The following is a 21154-nucleotide window of genomic DNA, read 5'->3' as shown; positions in this document are numbered from 1 at the left end:
CGGGGTCGAACTTGTCGACGGCCTTGATGAGTCCGACGGTGGCGGTCTGGACCAGGTCGTCGGTGGGCTCGCCGCGGCCGGAGTAACGGTGGGCGAGGTGGCGGGCCAGCGGCAGCCACGCCTCGATCGCCCGGTCACGCAGTGTGGCGCGGGACGGGTGCCCGACGGGCATTGCTGCCATCGCGTTGAGCAGGTCCGCGGCGCTGTCCGCGGGCGCCTGGACGAGCACGGTCTCGGACGTCTCGGTCGTGGACTCGGTGGTCGCCTGCGTCGTAACGGTCATGCTGTGGTCCTCCCTGGTACCTGTCCGGAGAGCCGGCCCCTGGGGGTGCGGGGGCCCGGGTGGATCAGGTGTCGCTATCAGCTCCATGAATCCCGGCGTTCTGTCGCTTGCCGGTATGCACGCATGCTAGGCCGTTCGGTTATGACGACACTAACCGAGAGGGCCAGCCCTGACTAGCCGAAAGTATGAGTCACTTTATGTAATCGAGCGACCACGCTCAATGACGACGGCCGCGCCGGGCGAGCCAGAAGATGATCAGACCGATCGCCAGCGTGATCACCGGGAGGGCCAGGACCACCGTGGTTGACCAGGGGGAATCGTCCGACGAACCGGCTGCCGGCACCACCGCGAGCGGCGTGGCCGTGGCCGGGGCGGTGGACGCCGCCGGCGCGGCCGACGGCTCCTTCTCGGCGGCCTCGGGGTCGTCCAGGGTGAACCGGTAGGACCCCTGGACCGGATGGCCGTCCCGGGAAACCACCCGATAGGTGATGGTGTGGACACCGTTGCGGAGGGGCCCGGTGATCGACGCCACACTCGCCATGCCGTCCACCTCGGGCGCGCCGACCGCCACCGGCTGTCCGCCGGCGTCGGTCACCTTGATGGACATCGACGCGCTGTCCGGCTTCTGCAGGAAGGTCAGCCGGATCTCCTTCGGCGCCCTGGTGAGGACCGCGTTCTTGGCCGGCTGGGCGCTGGTCAGCGAGTTGTGCGCCCACGCCGGTGCGGCGCCCAGCGGAACGGCCACGGCCACCCCGAGAAGCACTGCGGCCACGGTACGGACGATTCTCATGTCACTCCCCGGAGTCGGTGCCGCGGCAGAAGAACGCGACCATGTCCTTGTGTACGTGCAACGGGCCACCATCGTTGATCGTCTCTTGGGCGAGATGCACATAGGTCGGGGCCAGTCGCAGCCGTGTCGGCATCGGGATGCGGTCGTCGCGCATCGGCCGCCGGTACAACTCGGTGGCAGCGTAGTAGGCGAACACCGGGTCGGCGGACGGCGCGACGAACCCGCCGTCGTACTCCCGGCGCCGCACCTCCGGGAAGACCTGGCGCAGCAGGGCGGGCCCGGTGTCACCGCCGAACCGCTCCGGCTCGGCGGTGTCCTCGGCGGGCAGTCCAAGCTCGCGCATGGCGGCGAGGTGGAGCTCGAACATCTCCCGCATGCCGACGCCGACGTTCGTGGTGGCCACGAAGAGCCCGCCCGGGCGTAGCAGCCCGGCCAGCGCGCGCGCCCCGGCGACCACGTCGTCCAGGTGGTACAGCATGTGCGCGGCCAGCACGATGTCGAACCGGCCCAGATCCGCCGGCGGCTCGTTGGCGTCGCCGACCACCGTCGCGACGGGTAGCCCGGACCGCCGGATCGGCGCCATCACCTCGGGCAGCAGGTCCAGCGCCACCACCCGGCCGGTTTCGCCCAGCCGCCGGGCCAGCGGCAGGGCGAATCGGCCGGAGCCCGCGCCCACGTCGAGAACCCGCAGGCCGGGCCGGATCGGCAGCTGGTCCAGCAACCAGTCCTCGAAGCTCTGTGCGCTGGTGCGGTGCCGTCGCATGACGTCCCACTTGGCGTCGAGGAAGCCACCGTCGGCATAGGTCTCCGCGAGCTCCCTGGTGGATCCGTCGTCGGAGGTCATCCGTCCAGTGTGGGGTCAGGGCTTGAGGACGACCTTGATGCACCCGTCCTGCTTGTTCTTGAAGATGTCGTACGCGTGCGGCGCCTCGTCCAGCGGCACCCGGTGGGTGACCAGGTCGTCCACGCCGAGCGGGTCGTCGTCGCCGGTCAGCAGCGGCATGATCTCGTCGACGTGCTGCTTGACGTGCGCCTGTCCCATCCGCAGCGTGACGCCCTTGTCGAACAGGTCGAACATCGGGATCGGGTCCGCCTGCCCGCCGTACACGCCGATGATGGACACCGTGCCGGCCCGCCGGACCGCGGCGAACGCGGTACGCAGTGCCGCCAGCCGGTCCACGCCGGCCTTGTCGATCGCCTTGCGCGCGACCGCGTCCGGCAGCAGGCCGGCGGCTCGCTGGGCGAACTCCTGGAACGGCGTGCCGTGCGCCTCCATGCCGACCGCCTCGATGACGTTGTCCGCGCCGCGGCCGTTCGTCATCTCCAGCACCGCCGCGGGCACGTCGTCGACCTCGTCGAAGTTCAGCACCTCGATGCCGTTCCGGCGGGCCATCTCGACGCGCTCCGGCACGTTGTCGGTGGCGATCACCCGCTCCGCGCCGAGGTACCGGGCGATCCGGGCGCTCATCTGGCCGATCGGGCCGAGGCCGGTGACGAAGGTGGTACAGCCGGGCGTCACGTCCGCCCACTTCACCGCCTGCCACGAGGTGGTCAGCACGTCGGAGAGGAACAGGTAACGCTCGTCCGGATGGCCGTCCGGCACCTTGATCGGCCCGAAGTGCGCCTGCGGGACCCGCAGGTACTCGGCCTGGCCGCCGGGCACCTGGCCGTACAGCTTGGTGTAGCCGAACAGCGAAGCGCCCTTGTGGTGCTCCTTCACCTGGGTGGTCTCGCACTGGGCGAAGAAGCCGCGGCTGCACATGAAGCAGTACCCGCAGGAGATGTTGAACGGGATGACCACCCGGTCGCCGGGCCGGATGTGGGTCACCTCGGGACCCACCTCCTCGACGATGCCCATCGGCTCGTGGCCCAGCACGTCCCCCTTGTCGAGGAACATCCCGAGCGTGTCGTAAAGGTGCAGGTCGGAGCCGCAGATCGCGGTCGAGGTGATGCGTACGATCGCGTCGGTCGGCTCTTGGATCTTGGGGTCCGGGACCGTCTCCACGGACACCTTCTGCGTGCCTTGCCAGGTCAGAGCTCTCATGACGTAGGTGTGCCCGCCGTGCGCCCGGATATTCCGGGATTAGACCGGTCGCTCGCGGGCAGTCAGTCGGCACTGACAAGGAGGTACGACATGACGACACCAACTGGCAATCCGTTTGCCGTGGTGACCGGCGCGTCCAGTGGCATCGGGTACGAACTCGCCAAGCAGTTCGTCCAGAACGGCTTCGACGTGCTGGTCACCGCGGAGGACGCGGTCATCGAGGAGACCGCGGCCGACCTGCGGCGGGACGGACAGAACCAGGTGGTGGCGGTCCGCGCCGACCTGGCCACGTACGACGGCGTGGAAGAGGTCTACGCGGCCGTGCTCGCCACCGGCCGCCCGGTGGACGCGCTGGCGCTGAACGCCGGGCGCGGCATCGGCGGCGACTTCACCCGCCAGACCGACCTGCGGGAGGAACTGAACGTCATCGACGTCAACGTCACCTCGACCGTGCACCTGGCCAAGCGGGTCCTGCCCGACATGGTGGCCCGCAACGCCGGCCGGGTGCTGTTCACGTCCTCGATCGCGTCCACCATGCCCGGCACCTACCAGGCGGTGTACAACGCGTCCAAGTCGTTCGTGCAGTCCTTCGCCGAGGCGCTGCGCGAGGAACTCTCCGACACCGACGTGGTGATCACCTCGCTGATGCCCGGGCCCACCGACACGAATTTCTTCCACCGCGCCGAGATAGACGACACCCGGGTCGGCGCCGGTAAGAAGGACGACCCCGCGGTGGTCGCCAAGCAGGGCTTCGAGGCACTCATGAAGGACAAGGAGAAGGTCGTCGCCGGCTCGGTGAAGACCAAGGTGCAGGGCGCCGCCGCCAAGGTCATGCCGGACAGCGCCAAGGCGAAGATGCACGGCCGGATGGCCGAACCCGGGTCCGGCGACCAGTAGGCTGTAGCCAGGGTGTGCCGGGAAGTCTGGTCGGCGACGTCGTCGGCGACCCCTCCGGAGGTTTTTCTTGGCCACCAAGCACACCACCCTGTTCGGCCGCGGCAGCTGGACCGAGGTCCGCCGGATCGGTGATGTCCTCCGCACCGAGACCACCGGCGGACTACTGCTGCTCGGCGCCGCGGTGGTCGCGCTGGTGTGGGCCAACTCACCGTGGCGGCAGGCCTACCGCGATCTGGCCGCGTACCAGATCGGGCCGGCCTCCTGGCATCTCGACCTGACGCTGGCCACCTGGGCCGCCGACGGCCTGCTGGCGATCTTCTTCTTCGTCGCGGGCCTGGAGCTGAAGCGCGAGTTCGTCGCGGGTGACCTGCGGGACCCGCGGCGGGCCGCGCTGCCGGTGGCCGCCGCGGTCGGCGGCATGGTGGTCCCGGCACTGGTGTTCGTGGCGGTGAACGCCGGTACGGCCGGCGCGCTGCGCGGCTGGGCCGTGCCGACCGCCACCGACATCGCGTTCGCGCTGGCCGTGCTGGGCGTGCTCAGCACCCATCTGCCCAGCGCCATGCGGACGTTCCTGCTCACCCTCGCGGTGGTCGACGACCTGCTGGCGATCACCATCATCGCGATCTTCTACTCCAGTTCCCTGGCGGTGCTCCCGCTGGCCGCGGCGCTGCTGCCGCTGGCCGTGTTCGCCGTGCTGGTGCAACGACGGGTGCGGTCCTGGTGGCTGCTGCTACCGCTGGCGGGGGCGACCTGGGTGCTCGTGCACGCCTCCGGGGTGCACGCCACGGTGGCGGGCGTGCTGCTGGCGTTCGCCGTCCCGGTCCGACGGCGGGCCGCGGGCGAAGGGCCGGGACTGGCCGAACACTTCGAGCACCGGTGGCGGCCGCTGTCGGCCGGGGTGGCGGTGCCGGTGTTCGCGTTCTTCGCCGCCGGGGTCACCGTGGCCGGCGGCGACCTGACCGCCTCCGTCACCGTCGGCATCGTGCTGGCGCTGGTGCTCGGCAAGACGATCGGCATCACCGCGGCCACCTGGCTGGTGCAGCGGTTCACCCGGGCCCGGCTCGCCGACGGGCTGAGCTGGTGGGACGTCTTCGGGCTGGCGTTGCTCGGCGGGATCGGCTTCACCGTGTCGCTGCTCATCGGGGAGCTGGCGTACGGCGCCGGCACCGCCCGCGACGACCAGGCGAAAATCGGCGTGCTGGCCGGCTCGCTGCTCGCCGCGCTGCTCGCCGCCGTGGTGCTGCGGGTCCGCAACCGGCACTACCGCCGGTTGTGCGCCGAGGAGGCGGTCGACCTGAACGCCGACGGCGTACCGGATGTGTTCGAAGAGCACCGGGGCGCATAGGTTCGGGGCATGGAATATCGCAGCCTCGGACGTACCGGAATGCAGGTCAGCCCGCTCTGCCTGGGAGCGATGATGTTCGGCGCCTGGGGAGAACCGGACCACGACACGTCGATCACGATCATCCACCGGGCGCTGGACGCCGGCATCAACTTCATCGACACCGCGGACATGTACTCGCAGGGCGAATCCGAGATCATCGTCGGCAAGGCGCTGGCCGGCGGCCGCCGCGACGACGTGATCCTGGCCACCAAGGTGCACGCGCAGATGGGCGTGCCGGTCGACGCACCGGCGGGCACCACCGGCGACCCGAACCGGCGGGGCAACTCGCGGCGCTGGATCGTGCGCGAGGTGGAGGAGAGCCTGCGCCGCCTGGGCACCGACTGGATCGACCTGTACCAGGTGCACCGGCCGGACCCGGCGACCGACATCGAGGAGACCCTGTCCGCGCTCACCGACCTGCAGCGGCAGGGCAAGATCCGGGCGTTCGGCTGTTCCACGTACCCGGCGCACGAACTCGTCGAGGCGCACTGGGTCGCGGAACGGCGCGGGCTCGGCCGGTTCACCACCGAACAGCCGCCGTACTCGATGCTGGTCCGCGGCATCGAGGCCGACGTGCTGCCGGTCGCCGAGCGGTACGGCATGGGCGTGATCCCGTGGAGCCCGCTGGCCGCCGGGTGGCTCAGCGGCGGATACCGCCGGGGCCAGGAGGCGCCGCGGTCCAACCGCCGCGACCGCATCCCCGCCCGCTACGACCTGTCCATCCCGGCCAACCAGCGCAAGCTGGACGCCGCCGACGCGCTCGGCAAGCTCGCCGACGAGGCCGGGATCTCCCTGGTGCACATGGCGATCGCGTTCGTCCTGCAGCACCCCGCGGTGACCGCGCCGATCATCGGCCCGCGGACGATGGCGCACCTGGAATCCCAGCTCGGTGCCGCGGACGTGACATTGAGCACCGACATCCTGGACCGGATCGACGAGATCGTGCCGCCCGGTACGACGGTGAACCCGGCCGACCGCGGCTACCAGCCGGTGGCGCTGACCGATCCGTTCCGGCGCCGCCGCCGTACCTCCTGACACCGGACGGTACGAGATGGACGATTGGGGCAGGAGTTAAGCTTCCCCACCTTCGGCTCGCTATCCCCTCACCGTGGAGGTTTCATGGTGCCGCTGTCCCGCCGCCAGTTCTTCGCGCTCGGCGGCGCGCTCGGTGGGGCACTCGCCGCCGGTCCGCCCGCCGCCGGCGCGGCGACCCGACGGCTCCCCTGGTCGCGGCCCGCCGCCGATCCGGTCGCCGACGCCTACCACCGGCTGCTCCACCTGCACACCCGCTGGGTGGAGCAGCAGTGGGACCCGGGCATCGGCGCGTACCGGGCCGCCGACTTCCGGTTCACCGCGGTGCTCGGCAACGCGGTTCTGCTCACCGTCGAGGACTACGACGCGGAACTCGCCGGCGTGACACGCACCGTGCTGAGGGACCGCACGCTCGCCACCATCAAGCGGTACGCCGCCACCAACCGGCTGGCCGGCGGCACCGGGTGGGGACGGCAGCTGTTCTGGGACTCCACGTTCGAGCTCTACTTCATCCTCGCCGCGCGGATCCTCTGGGCCGACCTGGAGGACGGCACCCGGAACCACGTCCAGGCCATCGCGACCGGGCAGGCGGCGTACGCGGCCGGTCTGGGTGTGGGCAACGACCCGCTGAGCGGGGGCTGGACGCCGAACGGGCTCGCCGGCGCGTTCACCGGCGACACCAAACTCGAGGAGATGGGGGTGTACGCCCAGGCGATCGCCCCCGGCCTGGCGTGGGGCACCGGCAACGACAGGGTCCTGCGCGAACGGTTCCTGCAGTGGATGACCAACGCCAGCGCGCTGCCCGCCGCGGACCGGGCGAACCCGGCGCGGGTGGACGGGCTGCCGATCCGGGAACGCAGCAAGGCGCACAACATCCACGACACGTTCATCGTGGAGAACCACGACGCCGCACACCCGCACTACCAGGCCGAGCTGTGGCGTACCGCGGGCCGGGTGGCGATCCACTTCCTGGCCGCCGGCAAGCCGCTGCCCGAGGTGCTGACCCGGCAGCCGAACGGCCGCCAGCTCTGGGACACGCTGAAACTGCTGGCCAGCGACGCCGGTGAACCGGTGATGCCGATGGTCGCGGACCGCTACCACCTGTACGGCCGGGACGTGCTGCCGCTCGCCTTCCTGGCCCAGGTGCAGGGCGACCCGGACGCGGCCCGGGCCGAGGCCGACCTGGTCGCCCGGCTGGAGCCGTACCTGCGGCACGCGCCCGCGTACCGGCTCACCAAGTTCAGCGGCGAGGAGAAGTACGAGCCGGAGGCCCGCGCCGAACTCGCCATCGCGTACCTGTTCCACCGCCACCGCGGCACCCCCACCCCGCCGGTGTCCCCGGCCGCGTTCTTCGCCGGCGCGGCCGGCACCCGCGACTTCGGGCCGGCCGTCGGGCTGACCGTGCAGCAGACCCCGAACGCCTTCGCCGCCGCCGTCACCAAGTCCGGGTTCGAACGTCTCCTCTGGCAGCCGCAGCACGACAACTGGCTCGTCGACACCCGGGCGGCGGCGTTCCTGCCGGCCGGCGTGCACGCGCCGACCGCCACCTGGACCACTACGTACCAGGCCGAACGGGACGGCGCCGACGCGACCGCGACCGTGCTGGCCTACGGCGAGGAGTACGCCGGCTACACCACGCTGCCGACCGGCACGGTGGTCTACGCCAGCAGCGGCCTCGGCGTGGACGAGGGCGGGCTCACGCTGTTCAACCTGGCCATGCCGGGCGTACCCGGCCTGACCGGCGAACGCACGTTCGCCAGCGACGCCAGCCGCCTCCATCTGAGCGGCAGCGGCGGCGGTGGCGGCGACGGCGGGATCGACGAACTGGCCTTCCCGCCCCGGCAGGCCCGCTACGTGCGGATGCTCGGCCGCCAGGCGGCCAACCAGTACGGCTATTCGATGTGGACGATCAGCGTGCTCGACGCCGACGGCGCCGACCTGGCCCAGGGCGCACTCGCCACGGCGTCCTCGTCCGACGTCACGTATCCGGCGTACAACGCCACCGACGGAAACCCGGAAACCCGCTGGGCGGTGGACCGGACGGAACGCGGCCGGGCGGACAGCTGGCTGGCCGTCGACCTCGGCTCCACGGTGACGGTGTCCGGCGTGCGGCTGCACTGGGAGGCCGCGTACGGCACCCGGTACGTCGTGCAGACCTCCACCGACGCGGTGATCTGGACCGACGCGGTGACCGTGCCGCAGGCGTTCGCGCTGCACGGCGGCTGGGTCGACATCGACGGCCGGGCCGGACTGGTGATCCGGGACACCGAACGGCCGATCACGGTGACCGCGACCGGCGTCATCGCCGCATCCGGCCCGGCCGGACCCACGACCATCGAGGGGTACGCCGACCGCACGGTCGACCTGGCCGCGGCGGCCGCCCGGCGCGCACCCACCGCACCGGACGGGCTCCGGGTCAGCGACGCGGACGGCTACCTGAGCGTCTTCAACCTCACGCCGGAGGGGTTCGCCGGTGCCACCGTCACCCTGCCCGGCAGCCGGCGCCTCTACCTCGGCACCCAGGTGGTGCAACGGGACGGGATGACCTGGACCGTGTCCCAGCCGGCCGGCACCGCCCGGGTCGAGCCGCCCCGGTTCACCGTGGACGGCTTCGCGCCGGTGGGCACCCGCTTCCAGGTGACCGACTCGCACCACGTGACGGTCACCGCGCCGGGCGACTACGCGGCCACCGTGACCCTGCGGTCCGGCCCCTGGTCCGCGCGCATCCGCGTGCCGGCCGGCCGGTCCCGCGCGCTGACCGTGCCGGCCGGGCGGCCGGTGACGCCGACGTCGGACCACGCCCGCGGCCGCACCACGTTCCCCACGTCGCCGTTGCCGGTGGGCATGACGTCACCGGGCCGCGCGGTGGACGGCGACGCCCGTACCTCCTGGCGGCCCGGCCCGGCCGGCCGGATGGTGGTGGACCTGGGCCGGGTGCGTGACCTCACCGCGATCCGGCTGACCTGGACCGGCGGACGGCGGCGGCCGGTGCGGCTGGAACGGTCCACGGACGGCCTGACGTACACGCCGGTGGCGCGGCTGCCGAAGCCGGGCCGGGTGGTGGCGGCCCCGGTGCGGGTGTCCGCCCGGTACGTCGCGGTGGTGGTCGACGGCTGGCAGGCCGGCGACGCCGAACTGACCGAGTGCGCGGTGCTGGGCTGACGGCGTTGGTGTTCCAGTGGAGCGCTCCACTGGAACACCAACGCCGGAATGGCGGGTCGATAACGACGTTGGTGTTCCACTGGCGTTGATCTTGAGAGGTCAGCGGAGCAGGCGGAACAGCGTCAGCCACTGCTCCGGCCACACCGCGCCGACCGGCAGATCGGTGCCGAGCCGGGTCGCCCGGAAGGCCGCCGCCACCCGCCGCCCGCCGTACCGGCGGCTGAGCGTGGCGTGCAGGGAGCCGCCCAGGCCGGTGAAACCGAGATCGACCAGCGCACGGTACGCCGGCAGCAGTCCCGCCTGCACCAGCGGCGCCGGGCGCCGGGTCAGCTGCAGGATGCCCCCGTCCACCCGGGGTACCGGCCGGAACGCGGTGCGCGGGAGGCGCCCGGCGAGTCGCCACGACACCTCCGGCCAGGTCCGCACGGTGAGCCGGGACCAGCGGCCGTAGTCGCCGGTGCGTTTGCGGGCGTACTCCAGCTGGGTGACCAGCGTGGCCCGGTCCAGCGTACGAGCGCGCAGGCACCAGTCGACGACCGCGGACGTGAGCGCGTACGGGATGTTGCCGACCACCGTGAACGGCTCCGGTGGCGGGCCGGCCGCGAGGAAGTCCTCGGCGCGCACGGTGAGCCGGTCGTGCCGGGGGAGTGCGGCCGCCATCCGCGGATCCACCTCGTACGCGACGACGTGTCCGGATCGCCGGATGAGTTCCGTGGTGAGCCGGCCTCGGCCGGCGCCGACCTCGTACACCAGGTCGGCGCGGTGCAGGCCGGCGGCGTCGGCGATGCGCCGGATGGCGGCGGGGTCGGAGAGGAAGTTCTGACTGAACGCGCGGCGGGTGCGGGCGTGCTCCCGCCGCGGTGAGGATGCTGGCGCCATGGCCGTAGGTCCCGTCTGCCGCCGGACGGCGGCGAACCCGGACAGGCGTCATCGCGGCCCGTCCGTCTCGGATGAGGACTTCGGGGCCCTGGGGCGCGAGCTGCGGAAACCTACATGGCGCGGGCCAGGGCCGGACGCCCGGTGCGCAGCCGGATCGAGTGCAACGATCCTCGCGCGGGCGTCAGCGCCGTCGCGAGGAGTGCGTGCGTCGTGATCATTGCCCGACCGTATCGGTCCAGGCGGGGCCGGTCAGCCGAATTTTCGCCGCCGGACGGGCGGTGCCCAGGCGACGCTGGTGTTCCACTGGAGCGCTCCAGTGGAACACCAGCGTCGCTCGATCGCGCCGTCGGGCGACCGCCGGTATGCTGGTCGGCGGGCCGTGACTGGCGCGTTCGGATGGGCCAACCATCGGGGAGCGGTCCCGTTCCCGGAGCACGTCCGGGGCCGACTGCCGTGCGCCTGGGCCTCTTCACCTGTGATAGGGAGGTCCGATGTCTGCACTGAACGCCGAATCCACCGCATTCCGCTCCGCTCTCGACGTGGTCCGCGCCGTCGAGCCGCGCATCGCCGACGCGATCGCCAAGGAACTGCACGACCAGCGCGAGTCGCTCAAGCTGATCGCCAGCGAGAACTACGCCTCCCCGGCGGTGCTGCTGGCCATGGGCAACTGGCTCAGCGACAAGTACGCCGAGGGCACCATCGGGCGCCGCTTCTACGCCGGCTGCCAGAACGTGGACACCGTCGAGGCGATCGCGGTCGAGCACGCCAAGGAACTGTTCGGCGCGCCGTACGCGTACGTGCAGCCGCACTCCGGCATCGACGCCAACCTGGTCGCGTACTGGGCGATCCTGGCCGACCGGGTGGAGGCGCCGGCGCTGGCCAAGGCGCAGAAGCGCAACGTCAACGACCTCACCGACGCGGAGTGGGCGGAGCTGCGTGCCGCGTTCGGCAACCAGCGCATGCTCGGCATGTCGCTGGACGCGGGTGGCCACCTCACCCACGGCTTCCGCCCGAACATCTCCGGCAAGATGTTCGACCAGCGCAGCTACGGCGTCGACCCGGCGACCGGCCAGATCGACTACGCCGCGTTGCGCGAGACGGCGCGCGAGTTCCGGCCGCTGGTCATCGTCGGCGGCTACTCGGCGTACCCCCGCAAGGTGAACTTCCGCATCATGCGGGAGATCGCCGACGAGGTCGGCGCGACCTTCATGGTGGACATGGCGCACTTCGCCGGTCTGGTCGCGGGCAAGGTGTTCACCGGGGACTTCGACCCGGTGCCGCACGCGCACATCGTCACCACCACCACGCACAAGAGCCTGCGCGGCCCGCGCGGCGGTGCCGTCCTCTGCCAGCCGGAACTGTCCGACCAGGTGGACCGCGGCTGCCCGATGGTGCTGGGCGGCCCGCTGGCCCACGTCATGGCCGCGAAGGCGGTCGCGTTCGCGGAGGCCCGGCAGCCCGACTTCGCCGGGTACGCCCAGCGCATCGTCGACAACGCCCAGGCGCTCGCCGAGGGCCTGACCAGGCGCGGCGCCACCCTGGTCAGCGGCGGCACCGACAACCACCTGGTGCTGATCGACGTGGACAAGTACGGCCTCACCGGCCGGCAGGCCGAGCAGGCGCTGCTGGACTCGGGCGTGGTCACCAACCGCAACGCGATCCCGCAGGACCCGAACGGTGCCTGGTACACGTCCGGCATCCGGATCGGCACGCCGGCGCTGACCAGCCGCGGCCTCGGCACCGCCGAGATGGATCAGATCGCCGAGCTGATGCACACGGTGCTCACCCAGACCAAGCCGGGCGCCTCGAAGGCCAAGTTCGACCTGGACCCGGCGGTCGCCGACCGGGTCAGCAAGCAGGCCACCGAGCTGCTCGCGGAATTCCCCCTGTACCCCCAGGTCGACCTGGGCTGACGTAGTCCCCGGCGGCCGGCACCCCGAGGGCGCCGGCCGCCGCTTTCTCCGCCGATAGTACAAACAGCTTGTACCACAAACAGTTTGTACTACGCTGAGTATGTGTCACTCATCGGTCGTAGCGCGGAGCAGGCGGAGCTGGCCGCCGCATGGGCCCGCGTGGAGACCGGCCAGCCCGAGCTGGCGGTGGTCTGGGGACGCCGGCGCGTCGGCAAGACGTTCCTGCTGAGTCATTTCGCGGCTGGAAAGCGAGCCGTGTACTTCACGGCTACCCGCCAGGACAACGACGACCGGCAACTGCGCCGCTTCGCGGAGTCGTTGCGGGAACAACTCGGCGAGGAGGTTGCCGACCTCGCTCCCGCGACGTTCGCCACGTGGGAGGCGGCACTGCGGTTCGTGGCGGGGCTGGCCCGGACCGAGCCGCTACTTGTCGTGCTGGACGAGGCGCCCCGTCTGACCGGTGGGCCCGCCGACTTCGCCGACACGGTGTCGGCAGTGTGGGAGAACCACATCCGCGACCAGCGCCTCCTGCTGGTGCTCTCCGGGTCGGCGGTCACCGTGATGGAGCAGATGCTCGGTCCCCAGGGTGGTCTCCATCGCCGGGCCGGCGTGGAGCGCCGGATGGATCCGTTCCCGCTGATCGACGCAAGAGCGTTCCAGCCCGATCTGTCGCCCGCGGACTTCATCGAGGCGTATGCGGCCTGCGGGGGCTACCCGTTGCACCTCAACCGCTGGTCGGCGGGCGGATCGGTCGAGGACAACCTGCACGAGCTGGCCTTCACTCCCGGCGGTGTGCTCCTGCGCGACGCGCCGGACATCCTTTCCGAGGACCTCGACTGGCGTGGTGGCTACGAACGCGTACTCACCGCCATGGCCGGCGGGGCCCGGCGGCGGTCTCGGATCGCGGGCCGGGCGCAGCAGCGCATCGACTACACCCTCGACCGTCTTCGGCGGGCGGGCTTTGTACGTACGGTCCGCTCGCTCGGTTCAGGGGGTTCCGCTGATCCCACGTACGAGATCGCCGACGACTATCTCGCGTACTGGTTCGCCGTCCTGCGTGACGACGCCGATCTGATCGAGGGCGGCCAGGGCGCCGCCGTGCAGAGACGAACGGCGGGTCGCTGGCAGACACACGTCGCGCGGGTGTTCGAGGCGGTGGCCCGGGACCACGCCCAGCGGCTGGTAGCGGCGGGCGAATTGCCGGACGACACGGTGATCGGACGATGGTGGAAGAACGAGACGGCGGAGATCGACGTACTGGGCATCAGCGGCGATCATCCGGTTCTCGTCGGTGAATGCCGCTGGCAGGCCAAGCCGTTGATCCGGCGTGACCTGCGTGATCTACAGCGCCGGGCCGCTCACCTGTCGGCCCCGGGCGGAGCGGGGCTCAGCTTCGCGTTCTGGTCCCATGGTGCCGGCGACGAACTCGCCGGCCATCCCGACGTCCGGACGTTCACCCCGGCGGACATTCTCGCAGCGATCGACTCTTAAGGCCGGCGGGAAACCGGTCACAGGTTGTGCAGTTGCACGTCCTGCAGGGTGCCGCCGATGATCGTGGCGGTCTGGTAGGTGGCGTGCGGCTGGCGCCGGCGGTCGGTGGGTGAGCCCGGATTGAGCAGCCGCAGCCCGGTCGGCGCGACGCTGTCCCAGGGGATGTGGGAGTGGCCGAACACCAGCACGTCGGTGTCCGGGAACCGGGCCGCGCAGCGGGCGTCCCGGCCCGTCGACGGGCCGGTCTCGTGCACCACGGCGATTTGCACGCCGTCCAGTGTCACCCGGGCGATCTCCGGGAGGCGGGCCCGCAGCTCCGGGCCGTCGTTGTTGCCGTAGACGGCGACCAGGTGCGCGGCCCGTGCGGACAGCGCGTCCAGCAGCGGCACGTCGACCCAGTCGCCGGCGTGGATCACCACGTCCGCGGCGTCCACCGCGGCCCACAGCGGGGCGGGTAGGTCCCGGGCGCGTTTCGGCACGTGGGTGTCGGACATCAGCAGCAGGCGCACGCCCCCGATGGAATCACAGCGTGGCGCGGGCCCGGACCGGGTGGGGTGGCAGTTCACCGGAGCCGCGGCGGATCAGCGCGGTGGGGATCCAGAATTCGCGGGGCGGCTGCCGGTCGCCGTCGATGCGTTCGAACAGGGCCCGGGCGGCGGTCCGGCCCATCGCGGCGGGGTCCTGGGCCACCACCGTGACGGCCGGCTCGACCAGGTCGGCCAGCGGGAAGTCGTCGAAGCCGACCAGTGCCACGTCGCGGTGCAGCCGCAGCCGGCGGAGGGCCCGGACCGCGCCGATGGTGACCAGGTTCTGCGCGGTGAACAGAGCGGTCGGCGGGTGGTCCCGGCCGAACAGCGTCAGGGTGGCGCTCTCCGCGGTGGACCAGTGGTGCAGTTCGGGCTTGGCCGGTGGCTCCAGGCCCGCCTCGCCGAGGGCGTCCAGGTAGCCGCGGTACCGGCTGCGGGCGGTGGCGATCCGGGCGTGGTCGCCGAGGAACGCGATGCGCCGGTGCCCGTGTGCGATCAGGTGGCGTACCGCCTCGGTGGCACCGACGACGTTCGTGGCCAGCACCGAGTCGCCGGCGAAGCCGGTGCCCTGCCGGTCGACGAACACCACCGGGGTGCCGGCCGGCAGCTCGGACGCCAGGTAGCTCTGGTCGTCGCCGGCCGGCGCGACGATCAGGCCGTCGGCGTGCCGTTCGGCGAAGGCCCGGGCGAGGTCCCGTTCGCGTTGCGGGTTCTCGTCGACGCTACCGATCAGCACGTGCACGCCGCGGGCGAGTGCCTCGTCCTCGACGGCGCGATGCAGGGCGGCGGAGAACGGATTGCCCACGTCCTCGAGCAGTACCCCGATGGTCCGGGTACGCCGGTCGTTGCGCCGCAGCATGCTCGCGCCCAGGTTCGGCCGGTAGCGCAGCGCGTCCACCGCGGCCCGGACCCGCTCGGCCAGGTGCGGCGCGACGGTCGGCTCACCGTTGATCACGCGCGACACGGTCTTGAGGCTCACGCCGGCGGTCCGGGCCACGTCGTTCATGGTCGGCCGCACGGCCCGGTCGTCCGGCTGTCGCACCGCACCTCCCCGTCCTGGTCAGACATTGTGACCGACCGCCGCGCCGGGCGGTACGGGACAACGTTGTCGCCGCCTGCCCGGTCCGGTGAGTCAGCTATGTCCATAGTTGATCACCGTACGCAACGACTCGGAAACTCATTGTTGACAGTCGATGCCCGGAGTCGTCTACTGCAAGACAACGTTGTCTCACCGATGTGCTAAATCGATATGGAGGAGACGTGCGTGATTTCGTCATGTCCCGTCGCCGGTGGACGCCCGTCGTGGCGGCCGGCTGTGCCGCCGTCCTTGCCCTCGGCACCGCCGGCTGCGGTGACGATTCCGGATCGGGTGACCAGCCGATCGTCGGACTGATCACCAAGACCGACACCAACCCGTTCTTCGTCAAGATGAAGGAGGGCGCGCAGAAGGCGGCCTCCGCGCAGGGCGTTCAGCTGCAGACGTTCGCCGGCAAGCAGGACGGCGACAACGAGGCGCAGGTGCAGGCGATCGAGAACCTGATCTCCGCCGGTGCCAAGGGATTCCTGATCACGCCGAGCGACTCCAAGGCCATCGTCCCGTCGATCGACCAGGCCAAGCAGGCCGGCATGCTGGTCATCGCGCTGGACACGCCGACCGACCCGGCGAACGCGGTGGACGCCACGTTCGCCACCGACAACTTCCAGGCCGGCAGGCTGATCGGCCAGTGGGCGAAGGCGAAGTTCGCGAAGGAGGGCACCGCGGCGAAGATCGCGATGCTGGACCTCAACCCCAACCAGGTCTCCGTGGACGTCCAGCGCGACCAGGGCTTCCTGGAGGGCTTCGGGATCCCGGTCGGCGACCCCAACCGGATCGGGGACGAGAGCGACCCGCGGATCGTCGGGCACGACGTCACGGACGGCGCCGAGGACGGCGGGCGTACCGCGATGGAGAACCTGCTGCAGAAGGACCCGTCGATCAACCTGGTCTACACCATCAACGAGCCGGCTGCGGCCGGCGCCTACCAGGCGCTGAAGGCCGCCGGCAAGGACAAGGCCGTCACCATCGTCTCGATCGACGGCGGCTGCCCCGGTGTGGACAACGTTGCCAACGGTGTCATCGGCGCCACCTCTATGCAGTTCCCGCTGAAGATGGCGGAGGACGGGGTAGCCGCGCTCGCCGCGTACGCCAAGGACGGCACCAAGCCGCAGGCCTCGGCCGGCAAGACCTTCACCGACACCGGCGTCACGCTGATCACCGATCAGCCGCAGGCCGGCGTCCAGGCGAAGGACGCCGCCTGGGGCAAGCAGAATTGCTGGGGCTGACCATGTCGACCGCCACCACGGAACCCGGGCCCGGAGCGGACTTCGAGGTCGCCCGCCACGACTCGCTCGGTCTGCGGATTCAGCACGTGCTGCACGGCAACCCCGTGCTCGGCCCGCTCGCCGTCCTGCTCGCCGCGATCGTCGCCTTCTCGCTGTTCAACTCCCGCTTCTTCTCCGCCGCCAACCTCTCACTGGTGCTCGCCCAGGTCACCGTCATCGCGGTACTGGCGCTGGGCCAGACGCTGATCATCCTGACCGCCGGCATCGACCTGTCGGTCGGCGCGATCGCGGTGTTCTCCTCGATCCTGATGGCCACGTTCTGCACCCGGGCCGGCCTGCCCGGCGTACTCGCGCTTCTGCTCGGTTTCGCCTGTGGCACGGCGATGGGCGCGCTGAACGGCGTCCTGGTCACCCGGCTGAATCTGCCACCGTTCATCGTCACGCTCGGCACACTGACCATCTTCTTCTCGCTGAACTCGGTGGTCTCCGGGAGCGAGACGACGCGCGGCTCGGACATGCCGTCGATCATGACGTGGACCGGGACCACGATCCCGATCGGGACGTTCCGGCTCACGTACGGATCGATCATCATGTTGGCGCTGTTCGCGTTCTTCTTCTACGCGCTCGGGCGGACCGCCTGGGGCAAGCACGTGTACGCCACCGGCGACGACATCGAGGCCGCCCGCCTCGCCGGGATCCGGACCGACCGGGTGCTGTTCTCGGTGTACACCGTGGCGGGTCTGCTCTACGCGATCGGCGCCTGGATCCTGATCGGACGGCTCGCCTCGGCCAGCCCGAACGTGGGTCTGGAGTACAACCTGGACTCGATCACCGCCGTCGTGCTCGGCGGCACCAGCCTGTTCGGCGGGCGGGGCGGCGTGCTCGGCACCCTGATCGGCGCGCTGATCGTCGGCGTCTTCCGCAACGGCCTGCAGCTGGCCGGCGTCGAGGTGGTGTGGCAGGGCTTCGCCATCGGCCTGCTGGTTCTGGTGGCGGTGTCTCTCGACCAGTGGATCAGGAAGGTCAAGTCATGACCGTGACCACCACTCCGGTGTTGGCGGCCCGCGGGATCACCAAGCGGTACGGCCGGGTGACCGCGATCGAGAACAGCGACCTGGAGCTGTACCCGGGTGAGATCCTGGCGGTCATCGGCGACAACGGGGCCGGCAAGTCGAGCCTGATCAAGGCGTTGTCCGGGGCGCTGATCCCGGACCGCGGCGAGATCTACCTGGACGGCGAGCGGGTGCACTTCCGCAATCCGATGGACGCCCGCGCGGCCGGCATCGAGACCGTGTACCAGACCCTCGCCGTGGCGCCCGGCCTGGACATCGCGGACAACCTGTTCCTCGGCCGGGAGGAGCGCAAGAAGGGCGTGCTGGGTTCGGTGTTCCGGATGCTGGACCGCGGCCACATGCGGTCCGAGGCGAAGCGGCACATGAGCGAGCTGGGCGTGGCCACGCTGCAGAACATCGGCCAGGCGGTGGAGTCGCTCTCCGGCGGCCAGCGGCAGGCCGTGGCGGTGGCCCGGTCGGCCGCGTTCGGCAGCAAGGTGGTCATCCTCGACGAGCCCACCGCGGCGCTCGGCGTCAAGGAGGGCAACCGGGTGCTGCAGCTGATCCGCGACGTCCGCAATCGCGGGCTGCCGGTCATTCTGATCAGCCACAACATGCCGCACGTGTTCGAGGTGGCCGACCGCATCCACATCCAGCGGCTCGGCCGGCGGGCCACGGTGATCACGCCGACGTCACACTCCATGTCGGACGCGGTGGCGATCATGACCGGAGCCGCGCCCCCGCCGGACCCGGTGGCCTGACGGCGGGAGCCGCTGCCCCCTCGGCGGCGGCTCCCCGCCGCCCTACGCCCCCCAGCCCGCCTGCTCGCCGCCGACCCGCTCGGCGACGATCTTCTCCTGGTAGCCACTGCGCCGGTACGCACCGACCGGGTCCGGGTCCAGGCCGGCGTCCGCGCGCACCTCGGCGAGCAACGGGCGCACGTCGGTGTTGTACGCGTCCATGAACACCGCGTTCGCCTGCAGCACATCGCCGTCGTCCTGCGCCGCGGCCAGCGCGTCCCGGTCGACCAGCAGCGCCTTCGCGGTCGCCTCCTGGATGTTCAGCACCGAGCGGATGATGGCCGGGATCTTCGCCTCGATGTTGTGGCACTGGTCCAGCATGAAATTGATCCCGTACGCCGGGTCCAGCGCGCCGCCGCGGACGATCTCGTACATGATCCGGAACAGCTGGAACGGGTCCGCGGCGCCCGCCATCAGGTCGTCGTCGGCGTAGAAGCGGCTGTTGAAGTCGAACGCGCCGAGTTTCCGCTGTCGCAGCAGGAACGCCACGATGAACTCGATGTTCGTACCCGGGGCGTGGTGACCGGTGTCGATGCACACCGTGGCCTTCTCGCCCAGTTCCAGGCAGTGCGCGTACGACGTGCCCCAGTCCGGGATGTCGGTGGCGTAGAAGGCCGGTTCGAACAGCTTGTACTCCAGCAGGATGCGCTGGTCGTCGCCGAGCCGGTCGTACGTCTCGCGGAGCGCCGCGGCCATCCGGTCCTGCCGGTGGCGCAGGTCGTCCTGGCCGGGGTAGTTGATGCCGTCGGAGAACCAGAGCTTGAGATCGGTGGACCCGGTCTGGTCCATGATGTCCACCGCCTGCAGCAGGTGGTCGGTGGCCTTGCGGCGGATCCCCGGGTCCGGATTGGTGACCGAGCCCAGCTTGTAGTCGTCGTCCTGGAAGACGTTGGTGTTGATCGCGCCCAGGCCCACCCCGAGCGACCGGGCGTACGCGGCCAGCTCGGCGTAGTCGTCCACCGCGTCCCACGGGATGTGCAGCGCCACGGTCGGCGCCACCCCGGTGAGCCGGTGCACCATCGCGGCGTCGGCGATCTTCTCCCGCGGGTTGCGCGGCACGCCGGGCTGGGCGAAGACCTTGAACCGGGTCCCGGAGTTGGCGTACGCCCACGACGGGGTCTCGATGCGCTGAGCGGTCAGTGCGCGCTTCACTGCGGCGAGGTCGGTCATGACTTCTCCAAAGGGTCCTCGGACAGGTGGAACACCTCGGTCAGCAGGGGGAAACCCTCGGTCGGGGAGGTGCCCACGAAGAACGGCGCCATCTCCGCCTGCCAGCGGCGGTTGACGTCCATCGCCTCCATCGCCGCCTGCGACGCGGCCAGGTCGTCCGCCTCCAGGTAGCCGATCAGGAGCCCGTCGGAGCGCAGGAACAGCGAGTAGTTGCGCCAGCCGGTGGCCCGGAGTGCGTCCTGCATCTCGGGCCACACGGCCTGGTGCCGCTCCACGTACTCCGCCATCCGGTCGGGACGGACCTGGAGATGGAAGCAGTAGCGCATCGGCTCTGCCTCAGAAGTCGAACTGGTCGATGTTCTCGGCGGTGAACTCGGTCGGCGGGCCGAGCACGATCTCGCCCGCCTTGCCGACCGTGTACTCGCCGAGCTTGCCGGCGGTGAACTTCTCGCCCTCGGCGCCGCTGATCTGGCCGGAGGAGAGCGCCGCGCCGGCGAACGCGGCCAGGTACCCGATGTCGGCCGGGTTCCACAGCGCGAACTTCTTCACGGTGCCGTCCTTGACGTACTCGCGCATCTGGTTCGGCAGGCCGAGCCCGGTGATCGCCACCTTGCCTTTGTAGCTGGAGGAGCTGACGTACCGGCTGGCCGCCGCGATGCCCACGGTGGTGGGGGAGACGATGACCTTGAGATTCGGGTACGACTGGAGCAGGCCCTGCGCCTCCTGGAACGACTTCTGGTCGTCGTCGTTGCCGTACGCGGTCTTGACCAGCTTCAGCTTGCTGTTCTCCGGCTTGGCCAGCTCGGTCTTCATCACCTCGATCCAGGCGTTCTGGTTCGTGGCGTTCGGGGTGGCCGACAGGATCGCGATCTCGCCCGCGCCGCCGGCCTGCTCGCGGGCCATCTTCACCAGGCTCTCGCCGATGCCCTGCGTGGTGGCCTGGTTGATGAAGGCGTCCCGGCAGCCGGGGCTGGCGTCCGAGTCGAACGTGACCACCTTGATCTTCGCCTGCCGGGCCTGGTTCAGCGACGGGCAGACCGCGTTCGGGTCGTTCGCCGCCACCACGATGACGTCCTGCTGCTGCTGGATCAGCGTGTTGATGTAGCTGACCTGCGACGAGGCGCTGGCGTCGTTCGGGCCGACCTTCTTGTACTCGCCCTTGAGTTCCTTGACGGCCGTCTCGCCGCCACTGGTCTCCACGTCCGAGTACGGGTTGTTCAGCTGCTTCGGCAGGAAGGCGATCTTCAGGCCCTCCTTGAGCTTCGCGTTCGGGTCGGCGCTGGCGGCGGCCTGGTTTCCGGCGCCGGTGGCGGCGTCGTCCTTGGTGGTGCCGCCGCAGGCGGTCAGGCCGGCGACGAACAGCGCGGCTATGCCCGCGGTGACAATTTTCCGGGAGGTGCGAACCATG

Annotated in this window: 19 protein-coding genes and 1 riboswitch; of the genes, 9 read left to right on the top strand and 10 right to left on the bottom strand. The window is 70.8% G+C overall.

Annotated elements, in window-relative coordinates; translation table 11 throughout:
• The 4 genes from LDL48_RS10350 to LDL48_RS10335 all read right to left on the bottom strand — a co-directional run.
• The coding region (locus LDL48_RS10350) for a sigma factor (protein ID WP_272493025.1) at positions 1-283 on the bottom strand (283 nt) is incomplete at its 3' end.
• Positions 284-500: 217 nt separating this feature from the next.
• A complete protein-coding gene (locus tag LDL48_RS10345; protein WP_225254809.1) occupies positions 501-1073 on the bottom strand; it encodes a copper resistance CopC family protein in 573 nt (190 codons plus the stop codon).
• Between the two features lies 1 nt (position 1074).
• Positions 1075-1917 carry a class I SAM-dependent methyltransferase gene (locus tag LDL48_RS10340; protein WP_225254808.1) on the bottom strand — a complete coding sequence of 281 codons (843 nt, stop codon included), beginning with the start codon at positions 1915-1917 and terminating at the stop codon, positions 1075-1077.
• Between the two features lie 15 nt (positions 1918-1932).
• Positions 1933-3117: a zinc-dependent alcohol dehydrogenase gene (locus LDL48_RS10335; RefSeq protein WP_225254807.1), complete on the bottom strand. Its 1185-nt coding sequence runs from the start codon at positions 3115-3117 to the stop codon at positions 1933-1935.
• Between the two features lie 90 nt (positions 3118-3207).
• Here LDL48_RS10335 and LDL48_RS10330 point away from each other — a divergent pair, with 90 nt between their 5' ends.
• The 4 genes from LDL48_RS10330 to LDL48_RS10315 all read left to right on the top strand — a co-directional run bounded on the left by LDL48_RS10330 (position 3208) and on the right by LDL48_RS10315 (position 9592).
• Positions 3208-4014, top strand: coding sequence for an SDR family NAD(P)-dependent oxidoreductase (locus tag LDL48_RS10330; RefSeq protein ID WP_225254806.1), 807 nt, complete (start codon positions 3208-3210; stop codon positions 4012-4014).
• A 67-nt stretch (positions 4015-4081) separates the two neighbouring features.
• Complete coding sequence (gene nhaA, locus LDL48_RS10325; RefSeq protein WP_225254805.1) at positions 4082-5359, top strand: Na+/H+ antiporter NhaA; 1278 nt, start codon at positions 4082-4084, stop codon at positions 5357-5359.
• A 9-nt stretch (positions 5360-5368) separates the two neighbouring features.
• Positions 5369-6433, top strand: coding sequence for an aldo/keto reductase (locus LDL48_RS10320; protein ID WP_225254804.1), 1065 nt, complete (start codon positions 5369-5371; stop codon positions 6431-6433).
• 84 nt (positions 6434-6517) lie between these two features.
• Complete coding sequence (locus tag LDL48_RS10315; RefSeq protein WP_225254803.1) at positions 6518-9592, top strand: discoidin domain-containing protein; 3075 nt, start codon at positions 6518-6520, stop codon at positions 9590-9592.
• 99 nt (positions 9593-9691) lie between these two features.
• Here LDL48_RS10315 and erm read toward each other — a convergent pair whose 3' ends face one another.
• Complete coding sequence (erm, locus tag LDL48_RS10310) at positions 9692-10471, bottom strand: ErmE/ErmH/ErmO/ErmR family 23S rRNA (adenine(2058)-N(6))-methyltransferase (RefSeq protein WP_225254802.1); 780 nt, start codon at positions 10469-10471, stop codon at positions 9692-9694.
• 369 nt (positions 10472-10840) lie between these two features.
• A riboswitch (ZMP/ZTP riboswitch) is annotated at positions 10841-10943 on the top strand.
• Between the two features lie 19 nt (positions 10944-10962).
• Here erm and LDL48_RS10305 point away from each other — a divergent pair.
• Both LDL48_RS10305 and LDL48_RS10300 read left to right on the top strand, forming a co-directional pair.
• The gene (locus tag LDL48_RS10305; protein ID WP_225254801.1) at positions 10963-12384 is read left to right on the top strand and encodes a glycine hydroxymethyltransferase; all 1422 of its coding nucleotides are present in this window, start codon (positions 10963-10965) and stop codon (positions 12382-12384) included.
• Between the two features lie 102 nt (positions 12385-12486).
• The gene (locus LDL48_RS10300) at positions 12487-13875 is read left to right on the top strand and encodes an ATP-binding protein (protein WP_225254800.1); all 1389 of its coding nucleotides are present in this window, start codon (positions 12487-12489) and stop codon (positions 13873-13875) included.
• Positions 13876-13892: 17 nt separating this feature from the next.
• On the opposite strand, the gene LDL48_RS10295 is transcribed toward LDL48_RS10300, so the two are convergent.
• Both LDL48_RS10295 and LDL48_RS10290 read right to left on the bottom strand, forming a co-directional pair.
• On the bottom strand, positions 13893-14384 hold the full coding sequence (locus LDL48_RS10295) for a metallophosphoesterase family protein (RefSeq protein WP_225254799.1): 492 nt from the start codon (positions 14382-14384) through the stop codon (positions 13893-13895).
• A 13-nt stretch (positions 14385-14397) separates the two neighbouring features.
• Positions 14398-15444: a LacI family DNA-binding transcriptional regulator gene (locus LDL48_RS10290; RefSeq protein WP_225254798.1), complete on the bottom strand. Its 1047-nt coding sequence runs from the start codon at positions 15442-15444 to the stop codon at positions 14398-14400.
• A gap of 218 nt (positions 15445-15662) precedes the next feature.
• Here LDL48_RS10290 and LDL48_RS10285 point away from each other — a divergent pair, with 218 nt between their 5' ends.
• Genes LDL48_RS10285 through LDL48_RS10275 form a run of 3 tightly spaced genes read left to right on the top strand, consistent with a single transcriptional unit; the run spans position 15663 to position 18537 of the window.
• Positions 15663-16724: a sugar ABC transporter substrate-binding protein gene (locus LDL48_RS10285; protein WP_225254797.1), complete on the top strand. Its 1062-nt coding sequence runs from the start codon at positions 15663-15665 to the stop codon at positions 16722-16724.
• 2 nt (positions 16725-16726) lie between these two features.
• Complete coding sequence (locus tag LDL48_RS10280) at positions 16727-17758, top strand: ABC transporter permease (protein ID WP_225254796.1); 1032 nt, start codon at positions 16727-16729, stop codon at positions 17756-17758.
• Positions 17755-18537, top strand: a complete 783-nt coding sequence (locus tag LDL48_RS10275; protein WP_225254795.1) for an ATP-binding cassette domain-containing protein — start codon at positions 17755-17757, stop codon at positions 18535-18537. Before LDL48_RS10280 ends, LDL48_RS10275 begins: the two co-directional genes overlap by 4 nt.
• Positions 18538-18579: 42 nt before the next feature.
• Here LDL48_RS10275 and rhaI read toward each other — a convergent pair whose 3' ends face one another.
• The 3 genes from rhaI to rhaS are packed head-to-tail and all read right to left on the bottom strand — an operon-like array spanning position 18580 to position 21153.
• A complete protein-coding gene (gene rhaI, locus LDL48_RS10270; RefSeq protein WP_225254794.1) occupies positions 18580-19746 on the bottom strand; it encodes an L-rhamnose isomerase in 1167 nt (388 codons plus the stop codon).
• A complete protein-coding gene (locus tag LDL48_RS10265; protein WP_225254793.1) occupies positions 19743-20072 on the bottom strand; it encodes an L-rhamnose mutarotase in 330 nt (109 codons plus the stop codon). Before LDL48_RS10265 ends, rhaI begins: the two co-directional genes overlap by 4 nt.
• Before the next feature lie 10 nt (positions 20073-20082).
• Complete coding sequence (gene rhaS, locus LDL48_RS10260; RefSeq protein ID WP_225254792.1) at positions 20083-21153, bottom strand: rhamnose ABC transporter substrate-binding protein; 1071 nt, start codon at positions 21151-21153, stop codon at positions 20083-20085.
• Position 21154: the final 1 nt, after the last annotated feature.

The sequence above is a fragment of the Jidongwangia harbinensis genome, from assembly GCF_020216025.1.
GTDB classification, from domain to species: domain Bacteria; phylum Actinomycetota; class Actinomycetes; order Mycobacteriales; family Micromonosporaceae; genus Actinoplanes; species Actinoplanes harbinensis.
Note: the sequence above shows the minus strand (reverse complement) of the source record. Positions and strands in the feature narration are given on the sequence as shown.